Source organism: Cellulosimicrobium cellulans, from assembly GCF_006539945.1.
GTDB lineage: Bacteria > Actinomycetota > Actinomycetes > Actinomycetales > Cellulomonadaceae > Cellulosimicrobium > Cellulosimicrobium cellulans.
This window is the reverse complement of the sequence record NZ_BJNZ01000019.1, coordinates 83,505-95,889: the sequence shown is the minus strand read 5'-3', so window position 1 is coordinate 95,889 and position 12,385 is coordinate 83,505. Positions and strand designations below refer to the sequence as shown.

Below are 12,385 nucleotides of genomic sequence, written 5' to 3'. Positions count from 1 at the left end.
GCGCACGGTGCTGCCCGCGTCGCGCCGCGCCGCCGCACGCTCGGGACCGGCGCCGCCGTGGCGGCCGTCGCGCTCACGGCGAGCACCGCCGCGGCCGCCCTCGGGAGCGGCACCGCGCCGTCGGCCGCCGGGACCGGCACCACGACGGCCGGGACCCCGGCCCCCGGGGTGACCGCCGCGCCCGCGCCCACCACGATCGGTACCGTCGCCGCCGACCCGGAGACGGTCGAGGCGGCCGGCGACGCGCTCCAGCGCGCGCAGTTCCTCACCGGGGAAGGCGCCGCAGGGCTCACCCCCGAGCAGGTCGCCCAGATCGAGGACGCGCGCACGCGCCTCAGCGAGGCCGTCACCGAGGTGTCCTCCGCCGACCGGACGCCCGACCTCTCCAGCCTCCCGGCCGTCTCGGTCGGGACGCAGCCCGCGGACCCCGACGCCGCGCCGAGCACCACGCCCGACGCCCCGGACGACGCCGCGGTGGGCGACTCCCTCTCCGCGACGGACGTCCTCGCCGAGAGCGTGCCCGCGCTCGACGAGCGCGGTGGCGAGCGCGCGAGCCGCACCTCGGCGCGCACCCCGCTCGGAGAGCTTGCCGCCGCGGCGCCCGCGCTCGACGCGGCGCTGCCCGACCTCGCCGCGACGTCCGACGAGCCGGCGGCGGCGTTGTCGGCCGAGAGCGCGGCGGACCCCGACGACGCCGCTCCTGACGCCTCCGCGTCCGCCGAGACCGCGACCGAGTCGCCCGAGGAGGATGCCGCGGCCGCCGACACGGCCACGTCGCCCGACCTCGCGACCGGCTCCTCCGACGACGCCGCGACCGCGCCGACCACCGACGCGTCTTCCTCCGACGCGCCGACCTCCGAGGAGATCGCCTCCCTGACCACCGAGCTGTCGACGCTGCTCGACGCGGCCGGCTCGGGCGTGACCGTCGAGGTCGTGCCCGGACCGCCGTCGGCCGCGGAGATCGCCGCACAGCTCGACAGGTGGGCGACCTCCACGGCGGGCTACGGCAACGGTCAGATCCCCGCGAGCGCGCTGTGCGAGCTGTCGTTCGCGCCGGGCGAGCAGCTCCGCTGCGACGCGGCGCACCAGATCGAGGCGCTCAACGAGAAGTTCCGCGAGGCGTTCGGCGTGAACCTCTCCGTGACGGACTCCTACCGCTCCTACGCCTCGCAGGTCGCCGTCAAGGCGTCGCGCGGGTACTTCGCCGCGCCCCCCGGCATGTCGAACCACGGCTGGGCGCTCGCGCTCGACCTCGGCGGCGGCATCCAGGGCTACGGCACCGCGCAGTACGAGTGGATGCGCGCCAACGCGCCGGCCTACGGCTGGGACAACCCCGAGTGGGCGCGCGCCGGCGGCTCGAAGAACGAGCCCTGGCACTGGGAGTACGGCGACCTCTCCTGAGGCTCCCGCTCCCCCGACCACGGCCCCGGCACCGCGACGACCTCGCGGACCGGGGCCGTCGTCGTCCCGGGGAGCACCCGACGCCGCCCGCCCGGCCGAGCCCGGCGGTCAGGCGAGCGCGGTCACGACGAGCAGCATCGTCACGAGGAAGCCCGTGACGAGGTTGAGCCACAAGAACGTGCGCCACCCCGCGTTCGCGCGCTCGCAGTCGTCGTCGCGCACGTCGCGGAACCGGAGCACGTTGGCGGCGTACGGGAGCGGCAGCAGGGCGGCGAGGACGCCGGGCCACGGCAGGACGGCGAGGACCGCCGCGGCCGCGACGTACGCCCCCGCCGCGCCGAGCACGGTCGCGTGGGCGCCGACCGCGGTCGCGACGGACGCGATGCCGCCCTCGCGGTCCGCGCGCACGTCCTGCACGGCTCCGAACGCGTGCGACGCCATCCCCCACAGGACGAACCCCACGAGCACCGGCCACACCGACCGCGCCGACAGGTCCGCGTCCACGAGGACGAGCGCGTAGAGCAGCGGCCCGGCGAAGTGCATCGCGGACGTGAACGAGTCGAGGAACGGGCGCTCCTTGAACCGCAGGCCCGGGGCGGAGTACGCGACGACGCCGAACACGACCAGGAGGAGCACCACGGCGGCGAGCGGGTCGCCCAGGAGCACCAGGGCGACGAGGAACGGCACGTTCGTCGCGACGCAGGCCCGCAGGATGCGCCGGTGGGTCGCGCGCGCGGTCGCCGGGTCGGCGAGCGCTCCCTCGATCCCGCCCTTGCGCGGGTTGCGGAGGTCGCTCGCGTAGTCGAAGACGTCGTTCACGCCGTACATGAGCAGGTTGTACGGCACGAGGAAGTACAGCGTCCCGACGACGAGCGCGAGGTCGACCCGGCCGCCGGTCGCGACGAGGTAGCCCGCGGCGAACGGGTAGGCGGTGTTGATCCACGAGAAGGGCCGCGACGCGGCCAGCACGTCCTTCACCGGGCGCCCTCGCCCGCCCGACCGCCCGTGGCGCGATCCTCGGGGGCACGGTCGCGGCCTCGGGCCCCGAGCACCGTCCACAGCACCGGCATGCCCAGGGCCGCGGCGAGCGCGTAGGCGAAGTCCTCGAGGGGAGCGCCCCAGAGGTACACGCCGAGGATCTTGTCCGGGTCGTAGACGTAGAGGTCGGCGGCGATCATGAGCGTGTCGAACACGAGCGTGAGCACGCACATCACGACGGCGGTCCACACGAGCGGGCCGGGACGCAGGCGCCGCAGCACGCGCCACGACACGACGACGAGGGCCGCCAGGACGATCACGTTGAGGACGATGTTGGTCACGTGTCGCCCTCCACCCGGGCGCGGCGTGCTGCGAGCACGCGCTCGGCGCCGCGCCAGACGAGCAGCGCGTTGTAGCACAGGAGCGTGAGGAAGACCGCCTCCTCGACGGGGAGGTCGGGCGCGAGCAGGAGGCCCGTCATCCAGGGGCTCTCCCCGCGCGCGAAGATGCCGAGCACGAGCCCCGCGACGTCCCAGAGGAGGAACCCGACGACGCCCAGCCCGACCGTGAGCGCGGCCCGGCGCCAGTCCGCCCAGAACGCGAGGCGGAAGCGCCGGTCGAGCACGGCGAGGCCCCCGAGCGAGACCGCGAGCGCCCCGAGGTAGACCAGACCCGTCACCGGCGGACCTCGACCGGCCGGACCCCCGCGGGTCGCAGCCGCTCCGGCCTCCGGCTCGCGGCGAGGAACCCGGTGCGCAGCGGCGCGGGCAACGGTCGCGACGACGTCTCGCCGAGCAGCCGCTTCGCGACGAGCTCGGCGCTGATGAGGCACATCGGCAGTCCCACGCCCGGGATCGTGCCACCTCCCGCGTGGTACAGCCCGTCGACACGACGGGAGACGTTGCCCGGCCGCCACAGCGCGGACTGCCGCAGCGTGTGCTCCATGCCGAGCGCACCCCCGCGCCACGACGAGAGCTCGGTCGAGAAGTGGGCAGGCCCGAGCACGCGGCGCGTGACGACCCGGCCTGGGAGGTCCTCGATCCCGGCCCAGCTCCCGACCTGGGCCAGATAGCGGTCCGCGAGCGCGTCGAGCGCGCGCTGCGACGGGGCGTCCGCGCCGAGCGTCGGGTCGGCGGGGAACGGGACCAGGAGGAAGAGGTTCTCGTGGCCGGGCGGGGCCGCGGGCGCGCCCGACGACGGCCCGTCGGTCGCGGACGTGCGCGACACGTAGAGCGACGCCGGGTCGGGCACGCGCAGCCCGCGCGGGTCGCTCCGGCGGTCGGTGCCGAGCACGGCGTCGAAGTTCGCGGGCCAGTCGCGCGTGAAGAAGAGCGAGTGGTGCGCGAGCTCGGGCAGCTCGCCGCGGACTCCCGCGAGCACGAGCAGCGCGGAGATGCCCGGCCCCTTGTCCTCCCACGCCGCGGCGGGCAGGTCGGCCCAGCGCGGCTCGAGGAGCGCGGTCTCGGTGTGGTGCCGGTCGGCGGCGGACACGACGACGTCCGCCTCCACGAGCTCGCCCGAGGCGAGGCGGACGCCCGTGACGCGCCCGCGCCGCCCGTCTCCTCCGGTGACCTCGATGCCCGCGACGTCGGCCCCGGTGCGCAGCTCCGCACCCTCGTCCCGCGCGAGCCGCGCCACGGCCTCGATCAGCGTGTACATCCCGCCGCGGGGGTACTGGACGCCGTCGACGAGATCGAGGTGGCTCATGAGGGAGTAGAGCGCGGGCGCGCGGTACGGCGACGAGCCGAGGAAGACGGCGTGGTACCCCAGGAGCTGGCGCAGCCGGGGGTCCTCGACGGCGCGCGCCGCGCGGTCCGCGAGCGACTCGCGCAGCAGCGCGGCGAGGCGAGGCAGCCGCCGCAGCACCGCGGGCGAGAGCGCCCGGTCGGGACGTTCGAACGTGGTGTACAGGAAGTGGTCGAGCGCGAGCCCGTACGCCTCGCTCGCCTCCGCGGCGTACGCCGCGAGGCGTCCGCCGGCACCCGGCTCGACCGCGTCGAACCGTGACCGGTTCACGCCCGGGCTCGCCGAGAGCTCGAACGTCGACGCGGCGTCGGCGCCGTCCGGCTCGAAGAAGACGCGGTAGGCCGGGTCGAGCGGGACGAGGTCGAGGTGGTCCTCGACGCGCGCGCCGAGGAGTGCGAAGAAGTGGTCGAACACCTCCGGCATGAAGTACCAGGAGGGGCCGGTGTCGAAGCGGAAGCCGTCGAGCTCGAGGGTGCCCGCCCGGCCGCCCAGGACCTCGTGGCGCTCCAGCAGCGTGACGGCCGCGCCCCCGCGCGCGAGGAGCGCCGCGGTGGCGAGCCCGGAGATCCCGCCTCCGACCACGACGACGCGCGGTGCCCTCACGCGAGCACCTTCCGCGGGCGCGGGGACCGGGCGGACGCCACCTGTCCGAGGAGCTGGCCACCAGCGGCGCGGGCCGCGAGAGCGACCTTGACGGTGTCGGGAACGCGCACGCGGGCGCGCAGGATGTCCTCGGGCGATGTCGCCGCGAGACGGGCGAGGAGCCGCTCGTAGACGGCGACCGTCGCGGCGACCGCGATCCGTGGCCGCACCGGCAGGCCCGGGAGCGCGGCCCGCGCCGCGGCGAGGTCCTCCTCGACCTCCCGGCAGAACGCCTCGACGTCACGCCTGCGCAGCCGGCCCGGGACGACGCCGGGCAGGTACGCGCGACCCAGCTCGTCGTGGTCCGTGCGCAGGTCGCGCAGGAAGTTGATCTTCTGGAACGCCGCGCCGAGCGCCCGCGCGCCCCGCACGAGCACGGGGTCGGGCACCCGGAGCGGCTCGCCCGGGCGACGGCGCGCGTTGAGGAACACCGCGAGGCACATGAGGCCGACGACCTCGGCCGAGCCGTAGACGTAGCGCTCGTAGCTCTCGCGGTCGTGCACGCGCACGGTGAGGTCGGTCCGCATCGATGCGAAGAAGGGATCGACCTCGGCGTGGCCGAAGCCGCAGCGCCGCGCCGCGAGCGCGAACGAGTGCACGACGAGGTTCGTCGACCACCCGCGCTCGAGCGCCCTCGCCGTCTCGGCCTCGAGCTCGTCGAGGAGGTCGGCGGCGCCGTCCCCGCGCCGCGTGTCGACCACCTCGTCGGCGATGCGGACGAGACCGTAGACGGCGTCGATCCCGTCGCGCGTCGGCGCGTCGAGCAGGCGTGCTCCCAGACCGAACGAGGTCGAGTAGGACGCGAGCACGACCCGGCTCGTGCGCGCTGCGGTCAAGTCGTACAGCCGTGCCGGGTCGTTCTCGTCGCCCACGTGCTGGTCCCGTCGTCCGTCGCCGGGGCACCTCCCCGGTCATTCCTCAGCATGCTGAGGAATAGAGGATCGCACGAGAATCCGTTCTTCACACCTCGGGAGCGCCCTCGGCACCGCCGGCTGCGGGCACCTCGATGCGGCGGGGGCCGGCCTGCCAGGCGTCCCAGGCCGAGGAGATGATCTCGGGCAGCCCCCTCGTCGCCGTCCAGCCGAAGAGCTCGTTGATCCGGCGCGGGTCGCCGACGAGCTGCGGCGGGTCGCCGGCACGGCGCGGGAGGATCTCCGGCGTGACGTCGAGCCCGCTGACGCGCCCGATCTCGTCGATCACCTCACGCACCGACGACCCCTGACCGGTCCCCACGTTGAACACGTCGAACGGGCGCTCGTCGACGTCGAGGTACCCGAGCGCCGCGAGGTGCGCGTGCGCGAGGTCCAGGACGTGGATGTAGTCGCGGATGCACGTGCCGTCCGGCGTCGGGTAGTCGGCGCCGAAGATCTTGGGCTGCTCCCCGCGCTCCAGGCGGTCGAGCACCATGGGGACGAGGTTGAGCACGGCAGGGTCGCCGAGCTCCGGCCACCCCGCGCCGGCCACGTTGAAGTAGCGCAGCGCGACGAACCGCAGGCCCCACGCGCGACCGGCCGCGCGACCGAGCCACTCGCCGACGAGCTTGGTCTCGCCGTAGGGGTTGATCGGCTCGGCGTGCAGCTTCTCCTCGACGAGGGAGACCGACGGCATGCCGTACGTCGCCGCGGAGGACGAGAACACGAGCCGGTCCACGCCCGCCGCCTGCATCGCGGTGACGAGGTTCGTGAAGCCACCGACGTTCTGCTGGTAGTACCAGGCCGGCTTCTCGACCGACTCCCCCACCTGCTTGCGGGCCGCGAAGTGGATCACCGCGCGCACGTCGTGCTCGGTGAGGGCGCGCGTCAGCACGTCCACGGCCTCGGGCGCCGCGACGTCGACCTCCACGAGCGTCGCGTCGCCGACGCGGTCCGCGCGACCGGTGCTGAGGTCGTCGACCACGACCACCTTCTCGCCGCGCTCCTGGAGAAGGCGCACCACGTGCGCGCCGATGTACCCGGCTCCGCCGGTCACGAGGATCGTCATGGCACCCACCCTAGTGCGGCCGCGCACACCCCCGCGGCGCCGGACCCGGGTCGTCACAGGGCTCGGGCGGCGAGCCCGGGGCTGTCGTCGGGCCCGGCGCGTCGCGCCGCGCCCTCAGGCGTGGCCGTGCGCCTCGCGGTCGCGCAGGGCGGCCGTCTCGAGCTGGAACGTCGAGTGCTCGACCGAGACCGGGAAGTGGTGCGCGACGCACGAGCGGACCCGCTCCGTGATCTCGAGCGCGTGCCCGTCGCGGAAGCACGCGTCGTCGACGACGACGTGCGCCGAGATGGTCGGCAGTCCCGTCGCGACGGTGGACGCGTGGAGGTCGTGCACGTCCTCGACGTGGTCGAGCGAGAGGATGTGCGCCCGGACGTCGTCGAGGTCCAACCCTTCCGGCGTGAACTCCATGAGCACGGCCGTCGCCTCGCGCAGGAGGCGGAAGGCACGAGGGACGATGAGGAGCGCGATGAACAGGCCGGCGATCGCGTCCGCCTGCTGGTACCCGGTCGTCGCGATGACGACGGCGGCCACGATCACCCCGACCGACCCCAGGGCGTCGTTGACGACCTCCAGGAACGCCGCGCGCAGGTTGAGGTTCGCACGGCGCCCGGAGGCGAGGACGGCGATCGCGACGACGTTGCCGACGAGGCCGACGATCCCGAAGAAGAGGAGCTCCGAGGAGGGCACGTCCGGCGGCGAGAACAGCCGCCGGACACCCTCGACGACGGCGTACGTGCCGACCGCGAGGAGGAGCGCCGCCTGCGCGAGGGCCGCGAGCACCTCGACGCGGCGAAAGCCCCAGGTGCGGCGCTTGGTCGCCGGCCGGAGCACGAGCGACGCGGCGACGAGCGCCACGGCCAGCCCCGTCACGTCGGTGAGCATGTGCGCCGTGTCCGTGAGGAGCGCGAGGCTCCCCGTGAGGACCGCCCCGACGGCCTGCGCGACGAGGATCGTCGCGGTGATCCCGAAGGCGACCGCGAGCCGCGCGCGGTGGTCGGGCGCGGCACCCCCCGCGCCGTGGTCGTGCCCGGCTCCCATGACCCCTCCATTCATCGTTCAATGACGATGATATCGGTGATCGACGATGAATGCCATCCCGACCACGCCGCGGGGCACGTCGCCGCGCAGGGTCAGGGAGCGAGCGCGACGTGCTCCGCGTCGGCGAGCAGGTGCGCGACCTCCGGCCGGACGAGCCGGTACCAGGACGAGCGCCCCTCGCGCCGGACGGCGACCACGCCCACCTCGCGCAGGGTCGTCAGGTGCGCGGAGACCGTCGACTGGGCGAGCCCGAGCTCGCGCGTGAGGTCGACGACGCGCCGCTCGGCGCCGGTGAGCAGGTGCACGATCGCGAGCCGGCTCGGGTCGGCGAGCGCGTGGAGCAGGCGCGCGACGGCCTCGTGGTCGTGCGCGCCGTCGTGCCGGGGATCGCTCGCGGCGCTCGTCGTCACCAGCCGATCGTAGCGAGCGGCACCCGTGCGCCGCCCGGGCTCAGTCCCAGCCGAGCTCGTGCAGCCGGTCGTCGTCGATGCCGAAGTGGTGCGCGATCTCGTGGACGACCGTCACCGCCACCTCCTCGACCACGTCCTCGCGCGTCTCGCAGATCGCGAGCGTCGGGTTGCGGAAGATCGTGATGCGGTCGGGCAGGGCACCCGCCGCCCACATGTGGTCCCGCTCCGTGAGGGGGACGCCCTCGTAGAGCCCCAGGAGGTCGGGGTCGTCGGCGGGCGCGTCGTCCTCGACGAGCACCACGACGTTGTCCATCTGCGCCGCGAGGTCCTCGGGGACGAGGTCGAGCCCGTCCCGCACGGCGTCCTCGAACTCGGCCCGCGTCATCTCCACCACGCGACCATCCTCCCCCGTCCACGGCACGAGCAGCACCGCCCCGGCGGCAGGCGCACCACCGCCCCGGCCGCGACGTCGACCGGGAAGCCACGGTCCCGCCGCTGTACACTGGCGCACGTTCCTGAGCCCCCATCGTCTAGCGGCCTAGGACCCCGCCCTTTCACGGCGGTAGCACGGGTTCGAATCCCGTTGGGGGTACGCGAGATCTCGCCGGGACCGGTGGCCACCAGCGGATTTACGGATCGGCTCATCGGTACGGTACGATCCTCTCGGTTCGAAAGCGGGCCACCACACCACCAGGTTCACTGGTGAAAACCACCGGGTGCTCTGGTGTTAGGGTGTGTCTCGCGAAGAACAGCAAGGCCCTGTAGCGCAGTTGGTTAGCGCGCCGCCCTGTCACGGCGGAGGTCGCGGGTTCAAGTCCCGTCAGGGTCGCGTGAGGCGAAGAGCCCGGTCGGCATCGGCCGGCCGGGCTCTTCCCCCATGGCTCTGTAGCTCAGTTGGTAGAGCGTTCGACTGAAAATCGAAAGGTCACCGGATCGACGCCGGTCGGAGCCACCGAAGAGACCCCCGCCCGGGATCCGGGCGGGGGTCTTCTGCATCTCGGCGAGGGTCTCGCACGGCTCCCCCTCCGCGTCCGGCACCGGCCCGCGGGGAGTTGCGCGCCGACCCGGGTGCCGGTTGAGTGGTGGGGTCACCTGCGGAAAGGCGGAGAGATGAGCGACTGGATCGACGGGCGCATCCCGCCCGAGGAGCAGAAGCCGACGGTCGGACAGCTCGTGGAGCGCTTGTCCGAGCAGGCCACGCGCCTCGTCCGGTCCGAGATCGCGCTCGCGAAGGCCGAGCTCACCACGAAGGCCAAGCACGCCGGCATCGGCATCGGCCTGCTCGTCGTGGGCGGGGTGCTCGTCCTCTACGGCCTCGGCTTCCTCCTCCACTCGGCGATGGAAGGTCTCGCGACCGTCATGCCGCTGTGGCTCGCCGCGCTGATCGTCGGCCTCGTCCTCGTGCTCGTCGCCGGTACGCTCGCGTTCGTCGGCGTCAAGCAGCTCCAGCGCGGCGTCCCGCCGACCCCGACCGGAGCCGTCGACAGCATCAAGGAAGACGTGGCGACCATCAAGGAAGGACTGCGCCCGTGAGCGGAACCGACGGGGCCTCGGTGCCCCCGCTGTCCCAGTCCCAGCTCGAGGACGAGATCGCGCGCACGCGCGCCGAGCTCGCAGGGACGATCGACGAGCTCACGACCCGGCTGGACCCGCGCGTCCAGGCGAAGGCGGCGGCCCAGCAGGCCAAGCAGGCGGCCTCGGACACGGGTGCGTTCCTCACCGGTGGCGGGTTGCCCGAGGAGGACCCCGACCGGTCGCGCAACGTCAAGCTGCTGCTGGGTGCCGTCGTGGCCGGCGTCGCACTCGTCACGGCGGCGATCCTGCGCCGGCGCTCGTAGCCTCGCGGACGAGCGCTCCCCCCGGTCGGCGCCGGGGTCACTTCTCGTGCCCGGCCGATCCGTCGCGCCCGCCGTGCCGGCGGCGCGGCGCGCGGTCGGCTCAGGACTTGTCGGTGCCCTCTGCGGGCTCGCTGGCGGCGCCGAGCAGCGCCCGCACCTCGGACTCCCGGTACCGGCGGTGCCCGCCGAGCGTACGGATCGACGAGAGCTTGCCCGCCTTCGCCCAGCGGGTGACCGTCTTGGGGTCGACGCGGAACAGGCTGGCGACCTCGGCGGGCGTGAGCAGAACCTCGGACTCTCCGTGCATGGACATCACGACACCTCCTCCTGGTACGCGCTGGTCCGGCAGATACCCCGGATCACGACGACAGCACGACGCCAGTACCCTCCATTGTCGCAGCATGCGGATTTCGGGCGACTTGACGGACGGGTGAATTAGGCCGCCTATGGTCGGATCGGCCGGATAGGCGCTCGTGCGGCTTACGAGGCGTGCGGGACCGGGCTCCTCGGCCGCACGCCGCGCCTCGCGCGACGCGGCCCCGTACCCCTGCTCGTGGAGACTGTGTGACGGTAGGCACGTCCGCGGCCCGCCACGGTCTTCTGAGTGGATGGAATAGGCCCCGAGCATGTACCGTTGGACCCTGAACAGACGAAACTACACCCCGGGGCCGCACGTCTGAGTACGTTGCCGCCCCGCTTCTACGTTGAGGGGGTCGGAGCCATGGGCCGCGGCCGTCAGAAGGCAAAGCAGACCAAGGTCGCTCGCGCGCTGAAGTACTACAGCCCCGAGACGAACTACAGTGCGCTCGAGCAAGAGCTCACCGGTCACAGCCACACGGATGTCGTGACGGACTCGCGCTTCGGCGCCGAGTCGTCGGACGACCTCGAGCGCTACGACCAGCGCTACAACGACTGGTCCGACGACCGCTGACGGTCGTCGACCACCTTTCATCGCCGCGGTCTGCCGCGGAAGCGTCTCGACCTCGACTGCGCCGTCGCCTGCCCCCGGGCAGGCGACGGCGCGGTCGTTCGTGACCCGTGCGCACTCACGCACCGGCCCGCTCGCCCCGAGGCCTCCGCACGGTCGTCGCGCCATGACGTCATCGCGCTCGGCCGGGGAGCGGCCTCCCCCGAGCGGGTCGGCAGGTGCCGCCCCGCCCGGGACGTCAGTGGTCAGGCGCGGTAGTCGCCGACGAGGCGCACGGCGCCCGCCTGCACGCCCTTGGTTCCCGCGACGAGGTCGCCGTCCGCGACGTCGGTGGCGGCCGCCGGGTCGAAGGCCTCGACCGTGCCCAGCACCCACGCGGGCACGCCGAGCGCGGCGCAGCGCGCGAGCGCGGCGTCGACGCCGTCGGCACCGACCACCGCGACCATGCCGACGCCGAGGTTGAGCGTGTTCTCGAGGTCGCCGCGCGGCACGCCACCCAGCTCGCGCACGAGGCGGAACACCGGCGGGACGTCCCAGCTCGCGCGGTCCACGACCCCGACGAGCCCGGCGGGCAGGACGCGCGCGAGGTTCGCGGCGAGCCCGCCGCCGGTGACGTGCGTGAACGCATGGACCTGTGCGGCGTCGTCGGCGGCCAGCGCGAGGCAGTCGCTCGCGTACACGCGCGTGGGCTCGAGGAGCTCCTCGCCGACCGTGCGCCCGAGCTCGTCCACGTGGCGCTCGAGGCCCCAGCCGGCGTGCTTGAGCACGGCCCGCACGAGCGAGTACCCGTTCGAGTGCAGACCCGACGAGGCCATGGCGACGAGCACGTCGCCCTCGCGCACCCGGTCCGGGCCCAGCAACCGGTCGGCCTCGACGACCCCCGTGGCGGCACCGGCGACGTCGTACTCGTCCGCGCCGAGAAGACCCGGGTGCTCGGCCGTCTCGCCACCCACGAGCGCGGTGCCCGCGACCTCGCAGGCCGCCGCGATGCCGCGGACGATGCCCGCGATGCGTTCCGGCACGACCTTGCCGCACGCGATGTAGTCCGTCATGAACAGCGGCTTGGCGCCGACCACGACGATGTCGTCGACGACCATGCCGACGAGGTCGAAGCCGATCGTGTCGTGCACGTCGAGGGCCTGGGCGATCGCGACCTTGGTGCCCACGCCGTCGGTCGACGTCGCGAGCAGGGGGCGGCGGTAGGTCGCGACCTCGGAGAAGTCGTAGAGCCCCGCGAAGCCGCCCACGCCGCCGAGGACCTGCGGCCCGTGGGTACGGCGCACGGCGTCCTTCATGAGCTCGACGGCCTTGTCACCGGCCTCGGTGTCGACGCCCGCGGCGGCGTAGGTGAGGCCCGTCTGGGGCGAGTCGGCAGTCACGGTGTCGGCTCCAAGGAGGTCTCGCGGCGCTCGCGCCGGTGGTGC

General features: G+C 73.9%; 15 protein-coding genes and 3 tRNA genes. 7 read left to right on the top strand and 11 right to left on the bottom strand.

The window, feature by feature from the left end:
- Window positions 1-1,401 (top strand): M15 family metallopeptidase (locus tag CCE02nite_RS14305; protein WP_174774917.1); only part of this gene is annotated, 1,401 nt, incomplete at its 5' end.
- 108 nt (window positions 1,402-1,509) lie between these two features.
- Here CCE02nite_RS14305 and CCE02nite_RS14300 read toward each other — a convergent pair.
- The 9 genes from CCE02nite_RS14300 to CCE02nite_RS14260 all read right to left on the bottom strand — a co-directional run bounded on the left by CCE02nite_RS14300 (window position 1,510) and on the right by CCE02nite_RS14260 (window position 8,580).
- Window positions 1,510-2,379 (bottom strand): prenyltransferase, encoded by an 870-nt coding sequence (locus CCE02nite_RS14300; protein WP_141390286.1) that lies wholly within the window; start codon window positions 2,377-2,379, stop codon window positions 1,510-1,512.
- Entirely contained in the window at window positions 2,376-2,720 is a 345-nt protein-coding gene (locus CCE02nite_RS14295) for a lycopene cyclase domain-containing protein (RefSeq protein ID WP_141390285.1), read from the bottom strand. The genes CCE02nite_RS14300 and CCE02nite_RS14295 overlap by 4 nt, the downstream gene beginning before the upstream one ends.
- Entirely contained in the window at window positions 2,717-3,058 is a 342-nt protein-coding gene (locus tag CCE02nite_RS14290) for a lycopene cyclase domain-containing protein (RefSeq protein ID WP_141390284.1), read from the bottom strand. The genes CCE02nite_RS14295 and CCE02nite_RS14290 overlap by 4 nt, the downstream gene beginning before the upstream one ends.
- On the bottom strand, window positions 3,055-4,728 hold the full coding sequence (gene crtI, locus CCE02nite_RS14285) for a phytoene desaturase family protein (protein WP_141390283.1): 1,674 nt from the start codon (window positions 4,726-4,728) through the stop codon (window positions 3,055-3,057). Before crtI ends, CCE02nite_RS14290 begins: the two co-directional genes overlap by 4 nt.
- Window positions 4,725-5,639, bottom strand: a complete 915-nt coding sequence (locus tag CCE02nite_RS14280; RefSeq protein WP_141390282.1) for a phytoene/squalene synthase family protein — start codon at window positions 5,637-5,639, stop codon at window positions 4,725-4,727. The genes crtI and CCE02nite_RS14280 overlap by 4 nt, the downstream gene beginning before the upstream one ends.
- Before the next feature lie 88 nt (window positions 5,640-5,727).
- Window positions 5,728-6,747 carry a UDP-glucose 4-epimerase GalE gene (galE, locus tag CCE02nite_RS14275; RefSeq protein WP_141390281.1) on the bottom strand — a complete coding sequence of 340 codons (1,020 nt, stop codon included), beginning with the start codon at window positions 6,745-6,747 and terminating at the stop codon, window positions 5,728-5,730.
- Between the two features lie 114 nt (window positions 6,748-6,861).
- A complete protein-coding gene (locus CCE02nite_RS14270) occupies window positions 6,862-7,785 on the bottom strand; it encodes a cation diffusion facilitator family transporter (protein ID WP_141390280.1) in 924 nt (307 codons plus the stop codon).
- A gap of 92 nt (window positions 7,786-7,877) precedes the next feature.
- Window positions 7,878-8,195 (bottom strand): ArsR/SmtB family transcription factor, encoded by a 318-nt coding sequence (locus CCE02nite_RS14265; protein WP_064315011.1) that lies wholly within the window; start codon window positions 8,193-8,195, stop codon window positions 7,878-7,880.
- Window positions 8,196-8,235: 40 nt separating this feature from the next.
- On the bottom strand, window positions 8,236-8,580 hold the full coding sequence (locus CCE02nite_RS14260) for a metallopeptidase family protein (RefSeq protein ID WP_170227325.1): 345 nt from the start codon (window positions 8,578-8,580) through the stop codon (window positions 8,236-8,238).
- Window positions 8,581-8,714: 134 nt separating this feature from the next.
- On the opposite strand from CCE02nite_RS14260, the gene CCE02nite_RS14255 reads away from it, so the two are divergent.
- The 5 genes from CCE02nite_RS14255 to CCE02nite_RS14235 all read left to right on the top strand — a co-directional run bounded on the left by CCE02nite_RS14255 (window position 8,715) and on the right by CCE02nite_RS14235 (window position 10,033).
- Window positions 8,715-8,787: transfer RNA gene (locus tag CCE02nite_RS14255), tRNA-Glu, on the top strand.
- 163 nt (window positions 8,788-8,950) lie between these two features.
- Window positions 8,951-9,024, top strand: a tRNA-Asp gene (locus CCE02nite_RS14250).
- Between the two features lie 50 nt (window positions 9,025-9,074).
- Window positions 9,075-9,147, top strand: a tRNA-Phe gene (locus tag CCE02nite_RS14245).
- Window positions 9,148-9,305: 158 nt separating this feature from the next.
- Window positions 9,306-9,728 carry a phage holin family protein gene (locus tag CCE02nite_RS14240; protein ID WP_141390278.1) on the top strand — a complete coding sequence of 141 codons (423 nt, stop codon included), beginning with the start codon at window positions 9,306-9,308 and terminating at the stop codon, window positions 9,726-9,728.
- The gene (locus tag CCE02nite_RS14235) at window positions 9,725-10,033 is read left to right on the top strand and encodes a DUF3618 domain-containing protein (protein ID WP_255318874.1); all 309 of its coding nucleotides are present in this window, start codon (window positions 9,725-9,727) and stop codon (window positions 10,031-10,033) included. Before CCE02nite_RS14240 ends, CCE02nite_RS14235 begins: the two co-directional genes overlap by 4 nt.
- A 100-nt stretch (window positions 10,034-10,133) precedes the next feature.
- Here the strand turns inward: CCE02nite_RS14235 and CCE02nite_RS14230 are convergent, their stop codons facing one another.
- Window positions 10,134-10,346, bottom strand: a complete 213-nt coding sequence (locus CCE02nite_RS14230) for a BldC family transcriptional regulator (protein WP_024839011.1) — start codon at window positions 10,344-10,346, stop codon at window positions 10,134-10,136.
- A gap of 408 nt (window positions 10,347-10,754) precedes the next feature.
- Here CCE02nite_RS14230 and CCE02nite_RS14225 point away from each other — a divergent pair, with 408 nt between their 5' ends.
- Window positions 10,755-10,964, top strand: a complete 210-nt coding sequence (locus tag CCE02nite_RS14225; RefSeq protein ID WP_047231363.1) for a DUF3073 domain-containing protein — start codon at window positions 10,755-10,757, stop codon at window positions 10,962-10,964.
- Window positions 10,965-11,206: 242 nt separating this feature from the next.
- Here the strand turns inward: CCE02nite_RS14225 and purM are convergent, their stop codons facing one another.
- Complete coding sequence (gene purM / locus CCE02nite_RS14220; RefSeq protein WP_141390277.1) at window positions 11,207-12,340, bottom strand: phosphoribosylformylglycinamidine cyclo-ligase; 1,134 nt, start codon at window positions 12,338-12,340, stop codon at window positions 11,207-11,209.
- Window positions 12,341-12,385: the final 45 nt, after the last annotated feature.